Raw genomic sequence first — 25401 nt, forward strand, 5'->3', positions numbered from 1 at the left:
CCATACAAAATACAAACTCTGCTCATGGTTATTGTTAAATTTAATTTAAGAGTTATTCCTCACTGAATGGGCCAATTAACTGATAAATTTTGCCATCTTTAGGGTTTTCATAGAGCAAATCCATATTAGGTAAAATAATATCATCATTAATTTCAATATGTTCAACGCTTTTATGAAGCTCAAGCGCATGGTCATTCATGGGTCTAACTTTTGCCAAAGCAATTGATTCTTTATCAAACTGGTCCTTGATAATTACTTTTAATCTTGTCATGAAAATCTCCTGAAAAATAAATTTTTTAATATAAATAAATGGTTAAGTTTAAAATGAGCTAATCGCAGAATAGCCGATTGGCATCGCAAAAAAAGTTAAAATAAATGCAGCCGTCCGTTGTAAATTACGTTGGTTTAACCAAGTTACTTTGTTTGAAATTAATACGGTTCCAAAAGCAATCCATAAAAATGCAATGGGTGTAATTAATGATAAAAAAATAGCAATATGCACAAAATAAACGTGAAGCACTTCCCATGCTGCATGTGGAAAAATAGCAGAAGCAAAGAGTAAAGCTTTAGGATTTAAAAGTGTTGCAACAAATAAAGCCTTAGGCGTAATTAGTGGGCTGTCTAATTTGATGTCATTTGTTGATGTTATCCAAAGTTTAAATGCAAGGTAGAGAATAAAAGTTGCACTTATTAACTTTAATAAGGCAGGAAGCCAAGGGATAAAATGTGAAACTGACTCAAGCAAAACACCCCATGAAGTAATTGCAATGAGATAACCCATCACTTCAGCAGGAATAAGTTTAAGAGACTGCTTCACCCCTGCTTGTATTCCAGCCGAGGCTAACAATGTATTTGTTGGGCCTGGAGTCAACAAAATGGTGACCACAAGTCCAATAAACATAAATGATACCATAGGCAACGAACTCTTTAATTATGCTAGGCGAAATATGTCAAAAAGGAATATCTATTGTCGACATAATGGTTGTAACAAGAAATATTGAAGTTTATTTTTTTAATTTTAAAACAAACAATTAACTCCACCTGACTACAAATTCACTTACTATTTCAATAATTTTAAATATGCAAAATCGATCACAGAAACATAGAATAAGCGCTATTTTTTATGCTCGCTAAACAATTAAATCAAGCTTTTTTCACAGAAAAATAAGCCGTTATTTTTAATATTTATTTCTTATTCAGCTTATTTAATAAACGCTTTTTTCTGACTTGAAATTTGGAAATTGATCAATATATAAACAACTAGAAATCGTGATTTTACTGAATATGATGTCCCGTTCCCCATCAATTCTTTGATTGTCGCTTTCATCAAATAAATCAGATGATGGAGGATGCATGATGAATGCTTATGTTCGCCCTCATCCAGATGGTTTTAAATCTTATTTAGGTAAGAATCAGAAAACCGGACTCTACATCGTACGAGTTGGTTGGACGGTTTATGAAACGAATGGCAATGGCTCTGTGCTGTACATTGTTAAGAATGAAGATACGATTCCGTTGGATGTAGAAAAGTTTAAAACTGATCGTCCCAAAATTTATGCTGCTCTTCTAAGTGAAGTCCAGTTTCAACGCAAGAAACAACTCGCGATTGATCTCCAGCAATCAAACATCCCTTCTTATGACCGTAAAGCCTACAAAAAACGGCGTGGCTTTATAGACTCTTAATTAAAGGTATTTACTTTAAACTCATATAGAAAAAGCACCCTCAGGTGCTTTTTCTTTTAACGACCAGTTGTAATTAATACGAGCATACTCAGTATTAAAGTGCTTAATGATCGTTTGCAATGTATGTGGACTTCATGCTCAGCTCCGTGAGCAAATTGATTAACGTTTTCCATTTCGTGTGCCCTTAAAGTTCACACTGATAATTTGCACAATTTTCACACAATAAGAAATTAGCCAAAAGTATTATATCGAATCAAATTTTAAATCTAATACTAGACAAGTAGTTTTGAAATTTATAACTGAATTAGCTAGATGTAACATTCTTATACGAGGTTAAACCCTATTGAGCGTTTGTAGACCTTTCATTTCAAACTCACCTAGCAAACAAATGATTTTATAAAATGAAAAGAGATAACAATATTCTGTTTTTTAATAATAGTCTTCGACAGGAGAACTTTTATGGAAACTCAACAAGAAACCAACTCTTCTTTATTTTGTAATACCTCTACCTCAATTCAAGCCTGCATTGAATGTATGATTGCCTGCAAAACATGTGCAGCAGCATGTTTGCAAGAAGAACATGTAAGTATGATGCGTGAATGTATTAAGCATTGCATGACATGTGTAGAAACCTGCCAACTTTGTACGTCTTTAGAACTAAGAAACTCTGAACTAGCAGAATCAGCCATGCAACTTTGTGCGAACGCTTGTCAACTTTGTGCAGCAGAATGCAGTAAACATGACCACGAACACTGCCAAGTTTGTGCTAAAGCATGTCTTGCTTGCGCACAAGCTTGTCTGGCATATCGTTCCTAAGTGGTATTCACAACTTTAAGCCTACGCAATCTTTAGATCGTAGGCTAATTAAAATATTTTAGATAACAGTAAATTAGATATTTTTTATTTAAGCTGATTACAATTTTTACTTTTTTACAGGCATAAAAAAAACCCGCATCTTGGGGAAAATGCAGGCTCTTAGATCTCCCACAACGACCATGAGTTCATTATTAAACTTGAACTTTAAACCGTTAACCAAATGTACCCTTAATAAAAATAAATTGCAATACAGAAAAGTCTGTATATTTGAAATATTTTATTATTTTTACATTACTTTTTCATAAATAGTTTAAAAGTATAAGATATTTCCAAATAAGAAATAGCTTTTTTACAGGCATTAAAAAAGCCCGTTTCACGGGCTTTTCTGCAACGGTGAGCAATGTAAGCGTTGTGTCTATCCAACTCTTGTTTGCTCTTTGCTAGCTATATGTAAGGTCTTATCGTATCTTTTGCCCTGTCCCAAGTTTCCCTGTGGATCGAGGAGATATTACGATTACCTTAGGTACAGTTATAGCACATTATTTATTCATGACTAGTCTTGTTCACGTTTTTTTACAAATGAACAAAATACGATCTATCCTTAATATTTAAGGGTTTTCTACCCCATTTGGATATTGGCGAGCGTCATCACAAATTGGATACCACTTCACTTGTGAATTGACAAAAGCATGAGAGATGACTGGCGTCGATATTTCTTCATTAATAAGTCCGACCCTCAGGCGTACCACTTCTGGCTTATCTAGACGTTCACTCCAGATCGGTGAACCACAAGTTTTACAGAACACTCTCTTTTTATTAGGTGATGCAAAATAAGCCTGTAACCGGTTTTCACCCTGCACAATGTTTAAATCACTTTTTTGTACTTGAGTGATGGCAGCAAAAGCAGCCCCTTGTGCTTTTTGGCATTGCTTACAATGACAAACCATAATGGGATTTAATTCAGCATTAATGCTGAGTTGAACACCATTACAAAGACAAGAAGCTGTATAAATCATGATTTTACCTTTTTATTTTTATGGGATTTAGCTTACACCCACCCCTTTTTCAATATGATCTAAAATGGCACAAGAAGCCTGTTGGTCGCCACAGCAATCATCGGCAGAAGCCTGCAAAATATTAACCATTTCTTGTAGGTGGGCAATTTTTTGCTTTAATTCGGCAATGTGTTTGACGGTTAAGGCTTTCACCTCTGCACTATGCCGATCAGTATTTTTCCAAAGTGAAATAAGCTCTTTCATCTGTTCAGATGAAAAACCTAACTCTCGAGCATGCTTTAAAAAGTTTAAAGTTTTAAGGTCTGTTTCTGAATAGATGCGATAGCCAGAAGCAGAACGCTGAGCTGCTTCAAGTAAACCGATTTCTTCATAGTAGCGAATCATTTTCGCCGAAATGCCCGAATGTTTGGATGCCTGACCGATATTCATCTCACACCTCAAATATTAAATTTGGTTTAAGACCTGCTGTCATGATCTTAAACCAAAAGTTGATTTTCAGCACGCTTACTCTACTGGCGCATGAAAGCGTTTTAAGCGTAATGCATTGCCTAAAACAAAGACCGAAGAAAGTGCCATCGCGCCTGCTGCAAACATCGGTGAAAGTAACACACCAAATGCTGGATATAATGCCCCTGCTGCAATTGGAATTAGGGCTACGTTATATACAAATGCCCAGAACAGGTTTTGACGTATGTTTCGCATGGTGGCTTTACTTAATGCAATTGCATTCGGTACGCCTTTTAAACTACCTGACATGAGCACAACATCAGCTGCTTCGATGGCAACATCTGTTCCTGTACCAATAGCTAAACCGACATCTGCTTGCGCCAAGGCTGGTGCATCGTTAATACCATCACCAACAAAAGCTAAGCGCCCATACTGTTTTTGCAGTTGGCGGACTGTGTCCACTTTGCCCTCGGGTAAAACCTCTGCCACAACTTCGTCAATGTTCAGCTTTTTGGCAATTGCTTGCGCCGTATGACGGTTGTCTCCTGTAATCATGGCAACCTTGAGGCCTAATTGATGCAAGGCCTCAATCGCAGCATAGGTTGTTTCTTTAATTGGATCTGCCACGGCAATAATTGCTGCAAGTTTCTGATCGATAGCAACATAAAGCGGTGTTTTACCTTCTTCACCTAACTGAGCAGCAATCGCTTGGAATGAGCTGGTATCTAAACCAAGTTGGTGCATATAACGATCTGCACCAATTTGTACTTTTTGGCCTGAAACTTCCGCTTCAATACCTGAACCTGTAATCGAGTTAAATGCTGTTACTGGTAATAGGTTTAGGCCTTCATTTTCTGCTGCTTGAACAATCGCGAGAGCAATCGGGTGTTCAGACTTAGCTTCGACCGAAGCCACTAAAGTCAGCACTTGTTTACGTTCAAAGCCAGATTGCACATTAAAGTCAGTCAGTGTCGGTTTGCCTTCGGTGAGTGTGCCCGTTTTATCAACTGCAACTACTTGCGCTTCTTGTAAAAGCTGCAAAGCTTCGCCTTTACGGAACAAGACACCTAACTCGGCACCACGTCCAGTACCGACCATAATAGAAGTTGGTGTTGCAAGTCCCATCGCACAAGGACATGCAATAATCAGTACTGCAACGGCATTCACCAATCCAAAAGTGAGCGCAGGTTCTGGCCCAAAAATAAACCAAACCAAGAAAGTAATTGCAGCAATTAACATCACTACAGGTACAAACCACATGGTGACTTTATCGACTAAGCCCTGAATCGGAAGTTTAGAACCTTGGGCTTGTTCAACCATACGAATAATTTGTGAAAGTACAGATGAGCTACCCACTGCGGTTGCCCGAATGTTCAGTGTTCCGTTTTGATTGACCGTACCACCGACCACCTGTTGTCCCACTACTTTTTCGACTGGGACAGGTTCACCCGTAATCATAGATTCATCAATGTAGCTGTGCCCTTCAACCACTTCACCATCGACTGGCACACGTTCACCCGGACGAATTTCTACGATAGTTCCACTGACCACTTCAGCAACAGCAACTTCAACCACTTGACCGTCACGTTGAATACGGGCTGTTTTAGGCTGCATTCCTACCAAATGTTGAATCGCTTGCGAAGTACGTCCTTTAGCTTTGGCTTCAAAATAACGTCCGAGTAAAATTAAACTGACAATAACGGCAGCCGCTTCAAAGTAAACATTAACCGTGCCTTGTGGTAAAACCTGCGGTATAAAAGTTGCTACGACTGAGAAACTGTAGGCAGCCAAAGTGCCAACAGCAACCAACGAGTTCATATCTGGTGCTAAACGCCATAGGGCTGGAATCCCTTTTTGATAAAAACGGCGACCAGGAAAAATGAGTACTAATGTGGTCAAAACAAACTGTAAAAGCCAGCTATTGTATTGGCCAATCGTGTCCATGATCCACATGTGAAAAGCTGGAATGAGATGTGAACCCATTTCCAAAATAAACACAGGTAAGGCCAACACAATCGAAATGATCAAATTTTTTTTAAGCTGATCTAACTCTGATGCTTTTTTATCGAGTTGCTCATCTTGATTTTTTTCAGATGCTTTAGCGTCGTAACCTGCTTTTTTAACAGCGCGAATTAAGTCTTCAACATTGACTGATGCATCTGCTTGTACCCAAGCCTGCTCTGTTGCTAAGTTAACCGTAGCTTGTTGAACGCCGTCTACTTTTTTAAGGGCTTTTTCTACACGTGCAACACAAGATGCACAGGTCATGCCCTCAATAGACAACTCAACTGGCGCAGCTTTGGGAACATCATAACCTGCTCGTTCAACTGCTTTAACCAGTACTTCGCGCTGGATTGGTTGATTTGAATAAACAACCGCTTTTTCTGTTGCCAAATTAACATTGGCAATCTCAATATTTTCAACTTTCTTAAGTGCTTTTTCGACACGTCCTACACAGGAGGCACAAGTCATGCCCTCAATCGAGAGCGTTTCACTATATGCTGGCAATTTTGTGGTTTTTGAGTCCATCAAACACCTCTGCAAATCTGCAAAATTTAATATTCTGTATTGAGCATACAGATTCCCATCATGGGAAGGTCAAGCATATTTTTTTAAAAATTTGGTCTTGACCTTACAATCATGACAAGGTTTAGACTCAGTGTTATCCAAACAAACATCTCATTCTTGATGGAGTATGAACATGAAACTACTTATTGAAAATATGACTTGTGGTGGCTGCGCTCGTGGCGTGACTGCGACGATTCAAGACATCGACCCAAATGCAAAAGTAGATGTAGATTTAGCAACCAAAATCGTGACTGTTGAAAGCAGTGAAAGCGTTGATAAAATTACCGAAGCACTTGAAGAAGATGGTTTCCCAGCGAAAGTGCAATAATCAATAAGGCCTAACGTTTAAAGTTAGGCCTTTATTTTGTGTTTGTTGATATTGGCTCAAAGCTGAAATTTTTTAATTCGATAATCTAATGCTGCCCGAGATATTCCCAATAAACGTGCCGCTTCAGACACATTATGATTTGCCTTTTTTAAAGCCGTTAAAATTAACTGCTTCTCGTGTTCTTCTAAATTAAACTCTGCCTTTAATAATTGCTCAAAGTCAGTTTCAACAACTACAGCCTGCTCAGGGTCATGCTTGATCTGTGGGAAAATGGCATTTAACTTAATCAGCTGCTGATCATCCGTTAATAAAACAGCCCTTTCTAATAAGTTTTCCAACTCACGAATATTTCCCGGCCATTCATATTGCTGCATAAAAACTTTGGTCTTTTCACTTACACCCTGAATGGTTTTGCCGTACATTTTTTCAAAGCGATGAAGAAAGTGTTCAACCAATAAAGGAATATCTTCACGGCGCTCTCGCAAAGGCGGGATCTGCACTGGGAAAATATTTAAGCGATAATATAAATCCGCCCGAAATCGCCCTGTTTTTACAGCCTGCTCAAGATCTTCATTGGTTGCTGTAATTACACGGACATCTAAAATACGTGTCTGTGAATCTCCGACTCGCTCAAATTCACCTTCCTGCAAAATGCGTAATAGTGCTGCTTGTGCACGAGGAGAAAGCTCAATCACTTCATCTAAAAAAATCGTACCACCATTGGCTCGTTCAAACTTCCCCAAGCGAGATTGATGCGCTCCTGTATAAGCCCCTTTTTCTACCCCAAATAACTCAGACTCAATTAACTCTGGTGGAATCGCTGCACAGTTTACTGCAATAAAAGGTTGCTCTTTTCTTTGGCTATTTTCATGAACTCCTCGAGCAAAAGCTTCTTTACCAACGCCGGTTTCGCCTTGTAGCAAAATAGAAACTTTCGAACCTGCTGCTTTTGTTAATAATGCACAGACCTGTTTATAAGATGCTGACTTACCCACAGAACTAAATAATTGGTAATCGGCTTCACTGTCGCTATAAATTGATTTTTTAAGTTCAAAAAGTTCAGCCTGCAACGCAATCAGTTCTTTTTCCATGGGTTCGGGAGACATGAACTGAATCAGTTCATCAGCATTTTCCCACTCTTCTAAAGGCTTACCAATAATACGGCAATGCTCATCGCCGCAAGCTTTACACTCTATTTCTTGATAAATAATGGTCATGCCCGTCGCAAAACTACTGTAGCCGCACGCATAACCCAGAAGCATCCAGCACGCAGGTTCATCACTTGGGCCAAAATGCTCTAAATGCACATCGGCTTCAAAAGAATTGAGCCAATTTAAATCGGCATAAAACTGTTTTTTATCGTGGCTTAAATTGAGCTGGTTGGTCTGTACTTGCCCATCCCACGAACCGCATGCATTTGTGGCCCCGCCATAAAAGCATCGTGTTCATTTAAATCGGGACGCATTTTTGTTGTAACTTCTGCATCTTTTAACCCAGCTTGATAACCTAAACGAATAAAGAAACGCTTAGTCCGCTCAAGTCCAATCATGTGCGCTAAGTCTTTACGCAAATATCCCATAATGCTGGTGTGTAAAAGCAGCATCCGATATTCATCAAACCAGATTTGGCCGTGGGCAGTATCAAAGTGCAATTTAGACAGCAAATCGTGAATTTCTTGCGGATGATCTGCGTATCGTCCCGTTGTATCGTATTTTACTCGAGCCATGAGTGATCTGTTTTAATCCATTAAACACATTTGGGTTTTATCTCATCTTATCGAAGAACCAGATAAATGTCCTAGTACCTTAAAGACATAACTTCATACTAAAAAAGTATTTCTAAATCTCTCCATTTAAAGCCTAAAAAAATCTAAAAAGAAATTTTTACGGCCCTTTTCATCAAATCATGAATATCTCTATTTCACCATTCAAAAAAATTAATGAAATGGTGAATTTTAAAAATGCTGCACTTTTAATAAAAATTCTAAGCAATTGTTTTTAATTATAAAAATAAAGTTGGCATAGCTTTTGTAAAGCTTATAGCGAGAGCAAGGAGCATTCACCAATTTCAAGACCATGTCTTGATGGAGTACAGCATGACGCAACCTCAAGTCGAAGCATTAACCAAATATATTCGAGTCACTGGCGACTTAAATGCAGAGTTTATTGAGTTCGATTTTGCCATTCACGACCCAAGTCTATTTGTGGAACTGGTTTTGCCTAAACATGCATTTAATGATTTTTGTAAGACCAATCAAGTGGTTGAAATGACCCAAGAACAGCAAGCTTTTAATGATGCTCAGGAAGAAAAATGGCGCTATGGCACTGAAGCAACCTTAGTCGGCACGCAACGTAATAGCAACGATCACGATGATCAAATGTAAAAAATATAAGGAGATAAAGCCATGACTTTAGAAATCAAGACATCAAATGTCGAACCTATTCGCCAGAACTACGCCTATATCGAAAGACGATTTGGTAGTAAGCCAGCAACTCGATATCAAGAAGTAAGTTTTGATGTACAGGCAGAAACTAACTTTCACTATCGTCCTTTGTGGAAACCTGAAAAGACCTTAAATGATAAAACCCATACTGCCCTGCAAATGCAAGATTGGTATGCATTTAAAGATCCACGTCAATTCTATTATGGAACTTATGTTCAACACCGTGCGCGGTTACAAGACACCGCCGAAAGTAATTTTGCTTTTTTTGAAAAACGTCAGCTTGCAGAACATTTGTCTGACGAAGTCAAAGCTAAGGTCATTGAGTGCCTATTGCCATTTCGCCACATTGAACAAACTGCAAACTTACACATGATGTCTGGCAGTGCCTATGGTTATGGCACCGTGCTAACCCAAGCTTGTATTTATGCCGCAATGGATCATTTAGGGATAGCGCAGTACATCTCACGGATTGGCTTAGCTTTAGATGGTAATAGCGGAGATTCATTACAACAGGCAAAACAGGCTTGGATGCAACATCCTGCATGGCAAGGCTTACGACGTTTGTGTGAAGAAAGCCTCACCGAGCAAGACTACTTCAAACTTTTCTTATTACAAAACCTTGTGATTGACGGCTTTGTGACAGAGCTTGTCTATCAACAGTTTGATCAGTGGTTAGTCACTCAAAATGCTCGCGACTTAGCCATGCTGACTGAGTTTATGAAAGACACTTTAGGTGATTTACGTAAGTGGTCAGACACCGTCATTAAAACTGCCGCAGCAGAATCCGATCATAACAAACAGCTATTAAATGAATGGTTCACTGAGTCTCTAGCTCAAGTGAAAGCAGCCTTTACACCTTGGGCATCAGCAGCCTTAACAGCAGATGCAGTCGATCAAGCAGAACATGCCGTTATTGAACGCGCAAAAAAACTCGGCCTACAACCAGAACTGGCAAAAGCTTAAGGAGAAGCAACATGTCTAAAGTCTATCTCGCATTGCAAGACAACGATACTTCACGCTACATCATCGAAGCGATTGAAGAAGATAACCCTGAAGCTTCAATTCAGTATTTCCCCGCCATGATCCGAATTGAAAGTGAAACTGATTTGGTCATTAAAGCCGAAACCGTATCTGAAAAACTAGGCCAAGATTGGGACATCCAATCGTTACAACTCAACATGATTACGCTGGGCGGCAACGTCGAAGAAGATGACGATACTTTCCGCCTTCATTGGAATTAATCACAACATAGACGTTGTTTAACAAAGATTTAAGGATGATCAATCATGACAACTCAAACGAAAGAAACCAGCAAAAAATTAAATGCTAAAGATCGTTACCGCGCATTAACCCGTGATCTGGACTGGGCCTTTTCCTATGCTGACCGTAAAGATGCCTTCCCTTATGAAGAGTTTGAAGGCATCAAAATTACGGACTGGTCTAAATGGGAAGATCCATTCCGTTTAACCATGGATGCTTACTGGAAATATCAGGCAGAAAAAGAGAAAAAACTTTATGCCATTTTTGATGCCTTTGCTCAAAACAATGGTCAGATGAATGTTAGCAATGAACGCTACTTAAATGCGATCAAACTCTTTTTAACGGCGGTTACCCCACTTGAATATCAGGCTTATCAAGGCTATGCCCATGTAGGCCGCCAGTTTAGTGGAATTGGAGCACGTATTGCTTCTCAGATGCAGTCGATTGATGAGCTGCGTCATGTACAGACTCAAATTCATGCCATGAGCCATTACAACAAGTTCTTTGATGGTTTTCAGGATTGGGCGCACATGCATGACCGCGTTTGGTATTTGTCTGTGCCTAAATCATTTTTTGAAGATGCCCGTTCTGCTGGCCCTTTCGAGTTTTTATTAGCCATTAGTTTTGCTTTTGAATATGTACTTACCAACTTGCTATTTGTGCCGTTTATGTCGGGGGCAGCTTATAACGGCGATATGGCAACCGTAACCTTTGGTTTTAGTGCGCAGTCAGATGAAGCACGCCACATGACGCTTGGTCTTGAAATCGTAAAATTCTTGCTCGAACAGCATGAAGACAATGTGCCGATTGTGCAGGAATGGATTGATAAATGGTTCTGGCGTGGGACGCGTTTGCTTTCAATTGTGGGCATGATGATGGATTACATGCTGCCAAACAAAGTGATGTCTTGGAAAGAAGCTTGGGAAGTTTATTTTGAACAGGCAGGCGGTGCGTTATTTAAAGATTTGAGCCGTTATGGCATTCGCATGCCGAAATATAGCGATGTCATTGTGAAAGAAAAAGAGCATGTCTCACATCAGGCATGGTGGATTTTCTATAACTTTGGTCATGCTGCCGGTTTCCATACTTGGATTCCAACTGACGAAGAAATGGATTGGTTATCGGCTAAATATCCAGAAACTTTCGATAAATACTACCGTCCAAAATGGGAGCTGGCTCGCAAAATGGAAGCCGAGGGTAAACGCTTCTATAGCGCAGGTTTACCACAGCTTTGTCAGGTTTGTCAGATTCCAATGACCTTTACCGAAATGGGTGATGACCCAACTCAGTTTAGTTATCGCCATAGCATCTACCAAGGCGAACGCTACCACACCTGTTCAGATGGCTGTCATGACATTTTCGAACGCGAGCCTGAGAAATATATACAAGCATGGCTACCTGTAAATCAAATTTTGCAAGGCAACTGTGGTGGCGGTGACCTCGAAACCATGCTCCGCGATTATTACCGCATGAATGTCGGTGCCGATAATCTGGATATTGAAGGTTCACCAGATCAACAGCGCTGGAAAAAATGGAAAGGCAACGCAGCTTAAGCACAAGGAATTGTTCAGGCAGTCATCAAGCTGCCTGATCGGAAATAAGGAGATTGAACATGACTGTTCGCGCAATACACAACAACTATCAATTTGAACCGCTTGATCTGCAAAAAAATTATGGCGATCAATTCTTACTTTACGTGGGTTGGGATCATCACACACTTTTTTGCTCAGCGCATGCCATGCTTGCCTCACCTCAACAAACTTTGGGACAGTTGATTGAGCAACAAATTACAGGTGGTTTTGCCCAACATCCAGATTTTGCCAAAATTGATTGGTCAAAAGTGCAATACACTTTAGATGGTCAAACAATCAATCCAGAGAATACACAAAGCTTGGCAGAGCTTGGTTTTGGGCATAAGTCATTGCTTCGTTTCGTTACGCCAGAATTAAATGGCTATAACGACAGCTACGTTTAATTCGGAGGTGTGTCATGAGTTATCAAGTCACCATTGAGCCGATCGGAACAACGATTGAAGTAGAAGAAGACCAAACCATTTTAGATGCCGCTTTACGTCAAGGCGTTTGGTTACCCTTTGCCTGTGGTCATGGCACTTGCGGGACATGTAAGGTTCAAGTCACCGACGGTTTTTACGATGTTGGTGAAGCCTCGCCATTTGCGCTCATGGATATTGAACGTGATGAAAATAAAGTGCTTGCCTGTTGCTGTAAACCACAGTCCGACATGATCATTGAAGCCGATGTTGATGAAGACCCAGATTTCTTAGGTCATTTGGTTCAAGACTATCAAGCGACAGTCATTGAAATAAAAGACCTGTCGCCAACCATTAAAGGAATCCGACTACAACTAGATCGTCCAATTGAGTTCCAAGCTGGTCAATATATCAATGTCCAGTTCCCAAACATTGAAGGAACTCGAGCGTTTTCAATTGCCAATTCACCAAGTGAAGTGGGCATTGTTGAGCTGCATATTCGTAAAGTTGAAAGCGGTGCAGCGACCACTTATGTGCATAAACAACTTGCCACGGGCGATCAGCTTGATATTTCAGGCCCTTATGGTCAATTTTTCGTACGCAAGTCAGATGATCAAAATGCCATTTTCATTGCGGGTGGTTCAGGTCTTTCAAGTCCACAATCGATGATTTTAGATTTGCTTGAGTCTGGAGATAGTCGCACGATTTACCTCTTCCAAGGAGCACGAGACTTGGCAGAGCTATACAACCGAGAATTGTTTGAACAGCTCGTAAAAGACTATCCGAACTTCCGCTATATCCCTGCCCTGAATGCACCAAAACCAGAAGACCAATGGACTGGATTTACCGGATTTGTGCACGAGGCTGTTGCCGATTACTTTGAAAATCGATGTGGTGGACACAAAGCATATTTGTGTGGTCCACCCATCATGATCGACTCGGCAATTTCAACACTCATGCAAAGCCGCTTATTCGAACGGGACATTCACACTGAACGGTTCTTAAGTGCAGCAGATGGCGCTGCTGGACAATCGCGTTCGGCCTTATTCAAACATATTTAAAGACAAACCATTAAATCATCCACTTTTTCAAATGAGCTTTGTATTGGCACTTTAGCGAAAGAAAATACAAGGCTCATAGGAGTTCTGCATTCCAAGTTTACAGGTTAAACAGACTCAAACTTTTAAAGACCGTTAAGGAATAACGTTTTTAGTGACAAGCCAAACAACACAGAATAGGACATTCTATGAATAACAAAATTGCTGCAATCATATGTGGTGTAATCAGCGCCCTTTACCTTCCTTCTGCATTTGCGACAGAAAACGGCTCGGACTCTTTTGCCTTAGGTGCCGAAGGTATGATGGCGGGTGCCTTACCACCTGCTGGGGTTTATCTACTCAGTTATTATCAAAATTATCACGCATCAGAGTTTCAAAATGGTCCCGACCAGTTCCATGTTGATGTCAACGCCGTGGTTCCGCGGTTGGTCTGGATGACCGATCAAAAAATTATGGATGGACAACTCGGGTTTTATGCAGCCCAGCCATTGGTTGATCTAAGACTCAAAGTAAATGGAATGGCTGACTCAAACCAAGGTCTCGGAGACTTGATTTTGGGTGGCGTGCTCGGCTGGCATCAAGGAAATCATCACTGGATTGCAGCCCTAGAAACTGTGCTCGGGACAGGAGAATACGACACTCCAAGTACAACACATCCAGTTGAAGCTAATCTTGGGAAAAACTATCACACCATTCGACCGATTATTGCCTATAGTTATGCCAACGCAGCAGGTTTAGACCTTTCTACCAAACTGTCTTATAGCTGGAATACGCGTAACGATGCAACCGACTACCAATCTGGACAATACATTGCGGGTGACTATAGCTTGGGTTATCGCATTAACCCAAAAATCAAAGTGGCTGTTGAAGGCTATGCTTTTAAACAAACCACAGATGACAAAGTAAACGGAAGTGACATTGGGTTTAAAGGACAGGCTTTTGCAATTGGTCCAGGCATTCAATATGCCGATAAGAACTGGTCTATTGAAGCCAAATTTCTAAAAGAAACCGAAGTCGAATATCGTCCCGAAGGCCATACCAGCTGGCTAAAACTGATTTGGGCTTTCTAAAACACATCAACGCATAGCTTCAACTTTTGAGGCTATGCACTTCCGTTATTTAAAAATCGATACCGTTTGAATCATCTATCGGGTTTTGATCGAGTGTAAAGACAGTCCGTTGATAAGGTATCCCTTCTAAGTCATAAACCTGATAAATACAATCAAATAGTGACTGTAAATCTTCACTTCGGTCCATTGCCCGTGCTGTAATAAAAATTGGGCTGACCGCGCCGTTATCTAAAATCGGAATATAGTTTAAGTGTGGAAATCGAATGGTATCGGCACTTGCTGGAATAATGCAGATCCCTTCTCCCGCTGCAACTAAGCCCAAAGCCAATTGAATTTCTCGTATCTCATGCATATTTTTTGGAACCAAACTATGCTCGGCAAAAATATTCAAAAGCTGGGTCGAAAAATTGGGTTTCGGTGAAGTGGGATACATAAACATCTTTTCATCAATGAGATCGGCCAGATAAACCCCTTCCGTACGCTGAGCAATCGGATGACTCGTATGCGCAGCAACCACCAAGCGTTCTTTACGTAGCAGAATACGTCTCACCGCAGGATCACTAATTCTTAAACGCCCGAAACCAACATCAATACGTCCTTCTTTTAATGCCTGTAGTTGTTCAGTGGTACTTAACTCCATGAGCTGAATATTCAAATGCGGCTGCTGCTGGCGAAATAAATAAATGATTCGAGGTAGCAAACCATAAAGTAAAGACCCGACAAAACCAATCGTCACACTACGTTCAATGAGACCAATACGTTTGGTCATACTTTTTATTTCTTCAGCATTCGACAAAAGTTTAAGGGCGTGCTGATAAAAGAAATGTCCGGCTGGGGTTGTCTGTAAAGGACGGCTTCCACGCTCAAACAGTTGAATGCCAAGCTCGCTTTCCAGATTTTGAATCTGTCGACTCAAAGGTGGTTGAGCAATAAATAGTTTTTCGGCTGCCTTTGTAAAGCTCTGCTCTTCAACAACCGCAACAAAATACCGTAAATGTCTTAGTTCCATAAGGTTTCCATACCTTTAAGATATAAAAAAATGCAAATTCAGTCTTAGACACAGTTTAACCATTCTTTTAAGGTATATACAAGCAACAAACCGATGAAGTGATGAATTGCTTTGTGAAAAAGCCTCCTTGCCAATCTTCCAGTGATTCATCTTCATCAATTCACGGTTAAACACTCAGCGCACTCATGCGCTTCATTGAAAATATTAGGATATCAAGACCTTGTAGATCGTAGCTAAGGCCTTGGTGACTTCCACACTTTTGGAAAGTCGGAGAACGGACATGCCACGTATTCCTGTAATCAATACTAGCCATCTTGACCGTATTGATGAATTACTTGTCGATAACATCGATACAGGTGAATTTAAACTTCATCGCTCAGTGTTTACTGACGAAGCTCTTTTTGACCTCGAAATGAAATATATCTTCGAAGGCAATTGGGTTTACTTAGCACACGAAAGCCAAATTCCAAACAATAATGACTACTACACCACTTACATTGGTCGTCAGCCTGTCATTATTGCACGTAACCGTAACGGCGAACTCAATGCCATGATCAATGCATGTTCACACCGCGGAGCACAACTTTGCCGTTACAAACGTGGTAATAAAGCAACGTATACTTGCCCTTTCCACGGCTGGACTTTTAACAACTCAGGTAAATTGCTTAAGGTTAAAGATCCAAGTGAAGCAGGCTATTCTGACTGTTTTAACCAAGATGGTTCACATGACCTTAAAAAAGTAGCACGTTTTGAGAGCTACAAAGGTTTCTTATTTGGTAGCTTAAATCCCGATGTTCCTTCACTTGAAGAATTCTTGGGTGAAACCACCAAAATCATCGACATGATTGTTGACCAGTCTGAACATGGTTTAGAAGTTTTACGTGGTTCATCTACCTATACCTACGAAGGTAACTGGAAACTCACCGCTGAAAATGGTGCCGATGGTTACCACGTTTCTGCTGTGCACTGGAACTACGCAGCAACGACTCAACACCGTAAAGAAACTCAAGCTGCCGATAACATCCGTGCGATGAGTGCAGGTTCTTGGGGTAAACAAGGCGGTGGCTCGTATGGCTTTGAAAATGGCCACATGTTGCTTTGGACACAATGGGCAAACCCAGAAGACCGTCCAAACTTCCCGAAAGCAGACGAATACACCGAAAAATACGGCGAAGCGATGTCGAAATGGATGATTGAGCGTTCACGTAATCTTTGTCTCTATCCAAACGTTTATTTGATGGATCAGTTTGGTTCGCAAATTCGTGTACTTCGCCCACTTTCGGTTAATAGAACCGAAGTCACCATTTACTGTATCGCGCCTAAAGGCGAAGCACCTGAAGCTCGTGCACGTCGTATCCGTCAATATGAAGATTTCTTTAATGCATCAGGCATGGCAACACCAGACGATTTAGAAGAATTTCGTGCTTGTCAGGCAGGCTACGCAGGGATTGCACTTGAGTGGAATGATATGTGCCGTGGTTCAAAACACTGGATTTATGGACCAGACGATGCAGCAAATGAAATTGGTTTAAAACCCATGTTAAGTGGGATCAAAACTGAAGATGAAGGCCTGTATCTTGCCCAACATCAATATTGGTTACACACCATGAAACATGCGATTGCATCAGAGAAAGAAATTGCTGATCAGGGAGAAACAGCATGAGTGCTCAAGACAAAGCAACTTTAGAAAATATTGCTCAGTTTCTCTATCGTGAAGCTCGCTTTTTAGATGATGAACAATGGGATGACTGGCTTGAATGCTATGCACCAGAAGCTTCTTTCTGGATGCCAGCTTGGGACGACGACGATAGATTAACTGAAGATCCACAATCTGAAATTTCACTTATTTATTATCCAGACCGTCAAGGTTTAGAAGATCGTGTGTTCCGTATTAAAACCGAGCGCTCATCTGCAACCATGCCGGACACACGCACAAGCCACAATATTGCCAACGTTGAAGTGGTTGAGCGCGACGGCGACAAAGTTACTGTTCGCTTTAACTGGAATACCTTGAGTTTCCGTTACAAGACAAATTATAGCTATTTCGGTATGTCACGTTATGTGATCGATTTTTCAGGTGATCAACCAAAAATCTTGAGCAAGTATGTCGTTTTGAAAAATGACTACATCAATCAAGTGATTGATATCTACCACCTTTAAGACATACCCCCTCAGTTAAACGGACTGTTGACTGAGGGTAAAAGTTTCAAATATTTTGTAGGATACATGCCATGTCAAACCACAATGTTGCACTTCAATTTGAAGATGGTGTTACACGTTTCATTAACGTAGCTCAAGGCGAAACCCTATCTGACGCAGCCTATCGCCAAAAAATTAATATTCCTTTGGATTGCCGTGATGGAGCATGTGGAACTTGCCGCGCATTTTGCGAGTCCGGTAGTTATGACATGCCAGAAGAAACCTATATTGAAGACGCATTAACCCCTGAAGAAGCTGAGCAAGGCTATATTCTTGCTTGCCAATGTCGCCCAACTTCAGATGCGGTATTCCAAATTCAAGCGTCGTCAGATGTTTGCAAAACAGAAATTCATAGCTTCCAAGGCACCTTAGCCCGCGTTGAAAACTTATCAGATTCAACCATCACTTTTGACATTCAACTTGATGATGGCCAACCGGATATTCATTTCCTTGCAGGCCAATACGTTAACGTTGCAATTCCTGAAACTGGCGAAACACGTTCATATTCATTTAGCTCAAAACCAGGCAACCGTTTAACGGGCTTTGTGGTCCGTAACGTACCGAATGGCAAAATGAGTGAATTCTTGAGTAAGAATGCTCAAGCTGGTGACAAAATGACATTTACCGGTCCATTCGGTAGCTTCTATTTGCGTAATGTAGCGCGTCCTGTGCTTATGCTAGCAGGCGGTACTGGCATTGCCCCATTTATGTCGATGTTACAAGTGCTTGAAGAAAAAGGTTCAGAACAACCTGTTCGTTTAGTCTTTGGCGTAACCAATGACTTTGATTTGGTTGCTTTAGATAAACTTAATGAATTGCAGACGAAATTCCCATGGTTTGAATATCGAACTGTGGTCGCAAGCCCTGAGAGTAACCATGAACGCAAAGGCTATGTCACTGGTCATATTGAAAGTGAATGGCTAAATGGTGGCGATGTCGATGTTTATCTATGTGGCCCAGTACCAATGGTAGAAGCTGTACGTGGCTGGTTAGAAACTGAAAATATCAAACCTGCTAATTTCTTGTTTGAAAAATTCTCTGCGAATTAACAGGTGGAGAAGTTATCTATGTCAAACCGTCAAAGATTTACCGATAAGGTCGTGATTGTTACGGGTAGTGCTCAAGGCATTGGCCGTGGCGTGGCACTACAAGTTGCAGCTGAAGGTGGACAAGTCGTCATGGCGGACCGCTCTGAATATGTTGAAGACGTTCTCAAAGAAATTCAGAGTGCAGGTGGCGATGCTGTCACGATTAATGCTGACCTTGAAACCTATGCAGGCGCGCAAGCAGTAGTTGCAAAAGCCATCGAACATTTTGGTCGGGTAGATATCCTGATTAATAATGTGGGTGGCGCGATCTGGATGAAACCTTTTGAAGAGTTTTCCGAAGAAGAAATCATTAAGGAAGTGAATCGCTCGTTGTTTCCAACGTTATGGTGTTGCCGTGCCGTGTTACCCGCCATGATTAAGCAACAATCGGGTGTTATTGTAAATGTCTCTTCAATTGCAACCCGTGGCATTAACCGTATTCCCTACTCTGCATCTAAAGGTGGTGTAAATGCTTTAACGGCATCACTTGCTTTTGAGCATGCCAAAGACGGAATTCGTGTCAATGCTGTTGCGACTGGTGGAACCGAAGCACCACCTCGGAAAGTACCACGCAATGCCAATCCATTAAGTCAAAATGAAAAAGACTGGATGCAGCAAGTAGTTGATCAAACAATAGATCGAACATTTATGGGCCGTTATGGCACAATTCAAGAACAAGTCAATGCAATTTTATTTCTTGCATCAGATGACGCATCGTATATGACGGGATCGGTCATTCCGGTCGGAGGTGGAGATCAGGGTTAACCCTGATCTTTTTATATATTTGGATAAATAACATGATTTGCATGGAGGCAATCAGACATGGCAACCCTGTTAAAGACATTAAAAAATGACTGGTCCATATCAGCAACAGTTGCTGGCTTTCTTGCGGTTTTAATTTCTTACTCAGGCCCACTGATTATTTTTTTCCAAGCTGCTCAGCGTGCTCATGTGTCCACCGACATGATGGTGTCATGGATTTGGGGAATCTCAATTGGTGCTGCCGTTTCAGGTATTTATCTTTCGATTAAATATAAAACGCCTGTCATAACCGCATGGTCTGCACCAGGCACTGCCCTGTTAGTTACCTTATTTCCAAACGTCTCGTTGAATGAAGCGGTAGCCGCCTATATTACTTCTGCCATCGTTATTTTTTTAATTGGCGTTACAGGTTATTTCGACAAGTTACTGAAGTGGATTCCGCAAGATGTCGCTGCGGGCATGATGGCTGGTATTCTTTTTCAATTTGGTATTGGCCTATTTACCGCGTCTAATAGCATGCCTTTTATTGTCTTTAGCATGCTCATTGTCTTTTTAATTGCCAAACGTTTAATGCCGCGCTACACCATGATCTGGGTGTTAGCTGCTGGAGTTTTATTGAGCCTTATTTTAGGAAAAATGAATCCGGTTGATGTGAGTTTTAGTTTAGCTATTCCACAGTGGATTAGCCCAGAATGGACATGGAACTCAACACTCAACCTCGCTGTTCCTCTCATTTTAGTCAGCCTAACCGGACAATTTTTACCGGGTATGGCGATTATGAAACTCAGCGGTTACGACACACCAGCCAAACCCATTATTACTGTTACCAGTATTGCCTCTTTAGCTGTTGCCTGCATCGGCGGTATTACAATTGTGCTTGCCTCAATTACCGCTGCTTTATGTATGGGCAAAGATGCACATGAACTTAAAGAAAAACGTTACATCGCAGGAATCGCCAACGGAATTTTTTATATTTTAGGAGGCTTATTTGCTGGCAGTATTGTCATGCTATTTAGCTTACTTCCTAAAGAGTTGGTGGCAGCACTGGCAGGGTTAGCTTTGCTAGGTGCTATTGCCACCAATATTTCTGTTGCCATGAAGAATGACAATCAACGTGATGCTGCACTTATTACCTTTTTAGCTACTGCATCAGGCATGCATTTCCTTGGATTAAGCTCAGTCTTTTGGGGTATTTGTATTGGTGTAATCGCCCATTTCATTCTCACACCACGCTCAAAGCCAACTACAAATTAAGTTTTTTATCTAAGCGCCTACCACTAAAATAAAGCCTCAATCGCCAAATCAGGATGCAAATAATTCGCTAACCCTGATTTGGCGATTTTATTTAATATAAATTAAATTTCATTTTTAAGATCAATTTCCAAAATAATTAAACAATAGACTTTAGTATTTTGTTTTTATATTTTCACCTCAATTTTTAATATAAATTTAGCAATATTTTTAGCTGTGATTATCATCAATAAAATCTATAAAAAAACATCTCTAAAATCCTTAAAATTCTCATAATACAATATTTAACCCTATTTTAAAGACACAACAAAGCCAACTAAAAGAATAAAAATAAATACATATTTTTCAAATAATTAAATCAATAAAAGTACAATACCTTAAAGACATAAAGATATATCAATTAGGTTTTTGACTCTAGCCCAATAACAAAATAGTTTATTAAAAAATAACGCGATGCTTCACAAATTGGAGGTGAAGAAAATGGATACGAGCAAGGTTAATATTAATGAGTTAATTGATAAAGCCAGTTTTACATCTTTTCATTGGAAAGTTTTAATCTGGTGTTTACTTATTATTATTTTTGATGGATATGATTTAGTTATTTATGGGGTTGCTCTTCCTCTGTTAATGCAACAATGGTCATTAACTGCGGTAGAAGCTGGTTTACTCGCCAGTGCTGCTTTATTCGGAATGATGTTTGGTGCCATGATTTTCGGCACACTTTCAGACAAACTGGGGCGTAAAAAAACCATCCTGATTTGTGTCACCTTATTTAGCGGATTTACCTTTATGGGTGCCTTTGCCAAAGGACCAACAGAGTTTGCTATTTTGCGCTTTATCGCAGGTCTTGGGATTGGTGGCGTTATGCCAAATGTGGTCGCACTTATGACTGAATACGCACCAAAAAAAATCCGCAGTACCTTAGTCGCAATTATGTTTAGCGGCTATGCAATTGGCGGCATGACATCTGCTCTACTTGGTGCATGGCTCGTGAAAGACATAGGCTGGCAAATCATGTTTTTAATTGCGGGTATTCCCCTGTTGCTGCTCCCACTCATCTGGAAATTTTTGCCAGAGTCTCTCACCTTTTTAGTGAAATCAAACCATAGCGAGCAGGCAAAAAGTATTGTTTGTAAAATTGCGCCAGAAACGCAGGTAAAAGCCAATACACAACTGGTGTTAAACGAAAGCACAACCACAGATGCACCTGTCCGTGCGCTTTTCCAACAAGGCCGTACCTTCAGCACATTTATGTTCTGGATTGCTTTCTTTATGTGCTTACTCATGGTGTATGCCTTAGGAAGCTGGTTACCTAAACTCATGCTGCAAGCGGGCTACTCATTAGGTGCGAGCATGTTATTCCTCTTTGCACTTAATATTGGCGGCATGGTCGGTGCAATTGGTGGCGGTGCTTTAGCAGATAAATTCCATTTAAAACCTGTTATTACGATCATGTTTATTGTGGGATCAGCAGCTTTAATTCTACTTGGCATTAATAGTCCGCAATTTATTTTATATAGCCTGATTGCAATTGCTGGCGCTGCCACCATTGGTTCGCAAATCTTACTCTACACTTTTGTTGCGCAGTTCTATCCAACCGCACTTCGTTCAACTGGCATGGGCTGGGCATCTGGAATTGGTCGTATTGGCGCGATTATTGGACCAGTTTTAACTGGCGCCTTACTCACACTTGAGCTTCCTCACCAAATGAATTTCTTAGCGATTGCAATTCCAGGTGTGATTGCTGCACTTGCAATATTTATGGTCAATCTCAAAGCCTCTGTTGCCGCACAAACGCCATCAACTTTTAACCCTCAAAACACGCTTACCCAGCAGTAAAAATACATGCGCCGAGGACTGGCGCATCTTTTTGGAAATGGATTATGGAATTATTTCACCGTTTTAAACCACACACTTTAGCCGTTGCCACTTTATTACTGATGTGCAGTAACTCATGGGCCGCAAATCCAAATCAGCAAACTGAAGATGAATGGAAATTCACTTTAAAAAATGCCTATATCAACCGTAATTTTGATAATGATGCACTTAAAGATACTGGTAGTTGGTCTCATGCAGCATCGCTATTTTATAAGTCGAAAATGCATGACACTCCGCTGCAAATTGCAGACAAGCCAATTACGATTGGTGCAGATGCTTCGGTACAATACGCCGTGCGCTTGAGTTCAGACAAACATGTCGCTGACACAGTTTTGCCTTTTAATAAAGAAACTCAGTCACAAGCATCAGACTTCTTAAAATACGGCGCCACTTTAAAACTAGGATATGACAAAACTCTTTTAAGTGTCGGTGAACTCTGGCTAGATTTGCCTGTAACGGCTGTGGATGCCAGCCGTCAGTTGCTTGCTTCATATTGGGGAACCAATCTTAAGTCGCAACTTTCAGATCAGCTCTATGCCGAAATTGGCCGAGTGGAAAAAGTGTCGCCACGCAATGAAGAGGACTTTAAAAAGTTTTCTTTCACATCAAATGGAATTACTAAAGAATCTGATGGCTTAAATTATATTGACTTGCGCTATCAATTCACGCCGTCACTTAAGGGTGAATATTACTTTGGTAATTTGGAAGACCTCTACAATAAACACTATGTAGGGCTTGAGCATAATTGGAAACAACCTAATTTCGCTCTTACTTCTAAATTTAAGTACTTCAATGCAAAAGATGATGGCAATACTTTTGATATTGATGCGCAAAACATTGGGGTGCTAGAGACTCTTAAAGTAAAAAACCATACCTTTGGTTTGGGTTATCAACAAATTATGGGTGCGTCGGCTTACCCTCTACCAGATGGCTTTTTACCAGAGACCTATTTCATTAACTGGAATACCACTGGATTCTTTAAAGAAGATGAAAAGTCTTATCATGTGATGTATGGCTACGACTTTAAAGATTATGTTCCGGGCCTAAATGCGATGGTGAAATATGTTTACGGCCATGACTTTAAAGTAGCCAATGGTGAAAAAAACCATGAAACCGAATCGAATGTGATTTTAAATTATGCGTTTCAGCAGCCATTCTTAAAAGGCGTCGCTCTTCAATACATTCGTATTGATTACAACGTAAAACATGGCAATGACTTTGGTGAAGATCGCCTGTTTGTAAACTACACCAAAAAGTTTTAATCATTTTTGATTCAAATGAAGCGGGCTAATTTTAGTCCGCTTTATTATTTTTGACTCATAAAAAAACGCTCTTACGAGCGTTTTTAATTAATCTAGTAACTTAAGCAACATGCTTTTGTACAACAATCGAACCTACTGAATAACCAGCGCCGAAAGATGAAATCACACCATATTCGCCATCATCTACTTCGTGGCCTGTACGGTGTAAAGCAATAATAACGCCTGCTGAAGAGGTATTAGCAAACTCATCTAAAATAATTGGTGCACGGCTTAAATCAGCTTCTTTACCAGCAACATATTTCAAGATTAGTTCATTCATGTTGGCATTGGCTTGGTGTAACCAGAAACGCTTAATATCGTTTGCAGTTAACTGCATTTTTTCCAACTGCGCATTAATGATTTTTGCCACTAACGGACAAACATCTTTAAAGACTTTGCGACCATCTTGACGGAATAACTTGTCGTCAACCACTGCATCTTCGCTACGGTTTAAGAAACCGAAGTTATTGCGAATGTTGTTTGAAAATTGAGTAAATAAATGAATATCTAAAATTTCAAAACCAGTTTTAGTCGTGGTTTCTTCAATAATAGAAGCCGTTGCAACGTCGCCAAAAATGAAGTGACAATCACGATTACGGTAATCTAAGTGACCCGATGTAATCTCAACGTTCACCAATAAAACACGACGAGCGCCTGAACGAATTGCATCTGCCGCTTGTTTCAAACCAAAAGTGGCAGCTGAACATGCAACGTTCATGTCGTAGGCATAACCTTGAATGCCAAGTGCCGACTGAATTTCAATCGCAACTGCTGGATAAGCACGCTGCATGTTTGAACATGCCAAAATCACAACATCGATATCTTCAGCAGTTACGCCTGCATTTTCCATTGCCTGTTTCGCAGCAATGACGCCCCACTCTGCTTGAAGTGAAAGTTCATCATTTGAACGTTCAGATAAACGAGGACGCAAACGATTTGGATCGAGAATACCTGATTTCTCAATCACGTAACGGCGCTTAATACCAGACGCTTTTTCAATAAATTCAGCACTAGAACCACGTAATTCTTCGAGTTCACCTGCTGCAATTTTCTCTGCATTCTCTTGGTTATATTGTTCCACATAAGCATTTAAACTGTCGGCCAGTTCTTCATTAGAAATGATTTCTGTTGGGTGAAATAACCCAGTACCTGTGATACGAATGCCCATGTAAAACTCCTAAAAAAATGAATAGGGTCTGTTAATCTTTCATTTATAAATTGCGTTGTAGGCTAA

General features: G+C 40.4%; 23 protein-coding genes and 3 pseudogenes. 17 read left to right on the top strand and 9 right to left on the bottom strand.

Features of this window, described 5'->3' with window-relative positions; translation table 11 throughout:
• Window positions 1-52 precede the first annotated feature (52 nt).
• Window positions 53-271 carry a hypothetical protein gene (locus J580_RS09610; protein WP_016141649.1) on the bottom strand — a complete coding sequence of 73 codons (219 nt, stop codon included), beginning with the start codon at window positions 269-271 and terminating at the stop codon, window positions 53-55.
• Window positions 272-319: 48 nt separating this feature from the next.
• Window positions 320-913, bottom strand: a complete 594-nt coding sequence (locus J580_RS09615) for a LysE family translocator (protein ID WP_005802640.1) — start codon at window positions 911-913, stop codon at window positions 320-322.
• Window positions 914-1353: 440 nt separating this feature from the next.
• Between J580_RS09615 and J580_RS09620 the strand changes: the two genes are divergently transcribed.
• Window positions 1354-1683, top strand: a complete 330-nt coding sequence (locus J580_RS09620; RefSeq protein ID WP_005070242.1) for a hypothetical protein — start codon at window positions 1354-1356, stop codon at window positions 1681-1683.
• A 459-nt stretch (window positions 1684-2142) separates the two neighbouring features.
• Window positions 2143-2499, top strand: coding sequence for a four-helix bundle copper-binding protein (locus tag J580_RS09625; protein ID WP_017403103.1), 357 nt, complete (start codon window positions 2143-2145; stop codon window positions 2497-2499).
• A 608-nt stretch (window positions 2500-3107) separates the two neighbouring features.
• Here the strand turns inward: J580_RS09625 and J580_RS09630 are convergent.
• The 3 genes from J580_RS09630 to J580_RS09640 all read right to left on the bottom strand — a co-directional run bounded on the left by J580_RS09630 (window position 3108) and on the right by J580_RS09640 (window position 6491).
• Complete coding sequence (locus J580_RS09630) at window positions 3108-3515, bottom strand: GFA family protein (protein ID WP_032003997.1); 408 nt, start codon at window positions 3513-3515, stop codon at window positions 3108-3110.
• A 27-nt stretch (window positions 3516-3542) separates the two neighbouring features.
• The gene (cueR, locus tag J580_RS09635) at window positions 3543-3944 is read right to left on the bottom strand and encodes a Cu(I)-responsive transcriptional regulator (protein WP_001020650.1); all 402 of its coding nucleotides are present in this window, start codon (window positions 3942-3944) and stop codon (window positions 3543-3545) included.
• A 75-nt stretch (window positions 3945-4019) separates the two neighbouring features.
• Complete coding sequence (locus J580_RS09640; protein ID WP_032003999.1) at window positions 4020-6491, bottom strand: heavy metal translocating P-type ATPase; 2472 nt, start codon at window positions 6489-6491, stop codon at window positions 4020-4022.
• A gap of 166 nt (window positions 6492-6657) precedes the next feature.
• On the opposite strand from J580_RS09640, the gene J580_RS09645 reads away from it, so the two are divergent.
• The gene (locus J580_RS09645) at window positions 6658-6858 is read left to right on the top strand and encodes a heavy-metal-associated domain-containing protein (protein ID WP_077164555.1); all 201 of its coding nucleotides are present in this window, start codon (window positions 6658-6660) and stop codon (window positions 6856-6858) included.
• A 56-nt stretch (window positions 6859-6914) separates the two neighbouring features.
• Here J580_RS09645 and mobR read toward each other — a convergent pair.
• Window positions 6915-8584 (bottom strand): annotated as a pseudogene (gene mobR / locus J580_RS0104150) (phenol degradation transcriptional regulator MobR).
• A gap of 369 nt (window positions 8585-8953) precedes the next feature.
• Between mobR and J580_RS09650 the strand changes: the two are divergent.
• The 7 genes from J580_RS09650 (at window position 8954) to J580_RS09680 (ending at window position 14679) form a co-directional block, all read left to right on the top strand.
• Window positions 8954-9241 (top strand): phenol hydroxylase subunit, encoded by a 288-nt coding sequence (locus J580_RS09650; RefSeq protein WP_000193471.1) that lies wholly within the window; start codon window positions 8954-8956, stop codon window positions 9239-9241.
• A 21-nt stretch (window positions 9242-9262) separates the two neighbouring features.
• Window positions 9263-10264 (top strand): aromatic/alkene monooxygenase hydroxylase subunit beta, encoded by a 1002-nt coding sequence (locus J580_RS09655; RefSeq protein WP_032004000.1) that lies wholly within the window; start codon window positions 9263-9265, stop codon window positions 10262-10264.
• An 11-nt stretch (window positions 10265-10275) separates the two neighbouring features.
• Window positions 10276-10542: an MmoB/DmpM family protein gene (locus J580_RS09660; RefSeq protein ID WP_031966460.1), complete on the top strand. Its 267-nt coding sequence runs from the start codon at window positions 10276-10278 to the stop codon at window positions 10540-10542.
• Window positions 10543-10587: 45 nt separating this feature from the next.
• Window positions 10588-12114 (top strand): aromatic/alkene/methane monooxygenase hydroxylase/oxygenase subunit alpha, encoded by a 1527-nt coding sequence (locus J580_RS09665; protein WP_032004001.1) that lies wholly within the window; start codon window positions 10588-10590, stop codon window positions 12112-12114.
• Window positions 12115-12173: 59 nt separating this feature from the next.
• Window positions 12174-12536, top strand: a complete 363-nt coding sequence (locus J580_RS09670; RefSeq protein ID WP_005070265.1) for a phenol hydroxylase subunit P4 — start codon at window positions 12174-12176, stop codon at window positions 12534-12536.
• 14 nt (window positions 12537-12550) lie between these two features.
• Window positions 12551-13612: an NADH:ubiquinone reductase (Na(+)-transporting) subunit F gene (locus J580_RS09675; protein ID WP_032004003.1), complete on the top strand. Its 1062-nt coding sequence runs from the start codon at window positions 12551-12553 to the stop codon at window positions 13610-13612.
• A 185-nt stretch (window positions 13613-13797) separates the two neighbouring features.
• The gene (locus tag J580_RS09680) at window positions 13798-14679 is read left to right on the top strand and encodes a SphA family protein (protein ID WP_032004005.1); all 882 of its coding nucleotides are present in this window, start codon (window positions 13798-13800) and stop codon (window positions 14677-14679) included.
• A 49-nt stretch (window positions 14680-14728) separates the two neighbouring features.
• Here the strand turns inward: J580_RS09680 and J580_RS09685 are convergent, their stop codons facing one another.
• A complete protein-coding gene (locus J580_RS09685; RefSeq protein ID WP_000423274.1) occupies window positions 14729-15688 on the bottom strand; it encodes a LysR family transcriptional regulator in 960 nt (319 codons plus the stop codon).
• 44 nt (window positions 15689-15732) lie between these two features.
• A pseudogene (locus J580_RS23030) lies at window positions 15733-15862 on the bottom strand (hypothetical protein).
• A gap of 106 nt (window positions 15863-15968) precedes the next feature.
• Between J580_RS23030 and benA the strand changes: the two are divergent.
• From benA to J580_RS09720, 7 genes and pseudogenes are all read left to right on the top strand, one after another.
• A complete protein-coding gene (gene benA / locus J580_RS09690) occupies window positions 15969-17351 on the top strand; it encodes a benzoate 1,2-dioxygenase large subunit (RefSeq protein WP_002119889.1) in 1383 nt (460 codons plus the stop codon).
• Window positions 17348-17867 (top strand): annotated as a pseudogene (benB, locus tag J580_RS09695) (benzoate 1,2-dioxygenase small subunit). Before benA ends, benB begins: the two are co-directional and overlap by 4 nt.
• A 52-nt stretch (window positions 17868-17919) precedes the next feature.
• Window positions 17920-18936 carry a benzoate 1,2-dioxygenase electron transfer component BenC gene (gene benC / locus J580_RS09700; RefSeq protein WP_032004006.1) on the top strand — a complete coding sequence of 339 codons (1017 nt, stop codon included), beginning with the start codon at window positions 17920-17922 and terminating at the stop codon, window positions 18934-18936.
• A gap of 18 nt (window positions 18937-18954) precedes the next feature.
• Entirely contained in the window at window positions 18955-19740 is a 786-nt protein-coding gene (locus J580_RS09705) for a 1,6-dihydroxycyclohexa-2,4-diene-1-carboxylate dehydrogenase (protein ID WP_032004007.1), read from the top strand.
• Between the two features lie 57 nt (window positions 19741-19797).
• Window positions 19798-20991, top strand: coding sequence for a benzoate/H(+) symporter BenE (gene benE / locus J580_RS09710; RefSeq protein WP_032004008.1), 1194 nt, complete (start codon window positions 19798-19800; stop codon window positions 20989-20991).
• Window positions 20992-21468: 477 nt separating this feature from the next.
• Window positions 21469-22827: an aromatic acid/H+ symport family MFS transporter gene (locus J580_RS09715; protein WP_032004010.1), complete on the top strand. Its 1359-nt coding sequence runs from the start codon at window positions 21469-21471 to the stop codon at window positions 22825-22827.
• Between the two features lie 44 nt (window positions 22828-22871).
• Window positions 22872-24128: an OprD family outer membrane porin gene (locus tag J580_RS09720; protein ID WP_032004012.1), complete on the top strand. Its 1257-nt coding sequence runs from the start codon at window positions 22872-22874 to the stop codon at window positions 24126-24128.
• Between the two features lie 100 nt (window positions 24129-24228).
• Here J580_RS09720 and J580_RS09725 read toward each other — a convergent pair whose 3' ends face one another.
• Window positions 24229-25335: a beta-ketoacyl-ACP synthase III gene (locus J580_RS09725; RefSeq protein WP_032004013.1), complete on the bottom strand. Its 1107-nt coding sequence runs from the start codon at window positions 25333-25335 to the stop codon at window positions 24229-24231.
• Between the last annotated feature and the right edge of the window lie 66 nt (window positions 25336-25401).

It is taken from the genome of Acinetobacter sp. 1542444 (assembly GCF_000581835.1).
In the GTDB taxonomy this organism is placed as follows: domain Bacteria; phylum Pseudomonadota; class Gammaproteobacteria; order Pseudomonadales; family Moraxellaceae; genus Acinetobacter; species Acinetobacter pittii.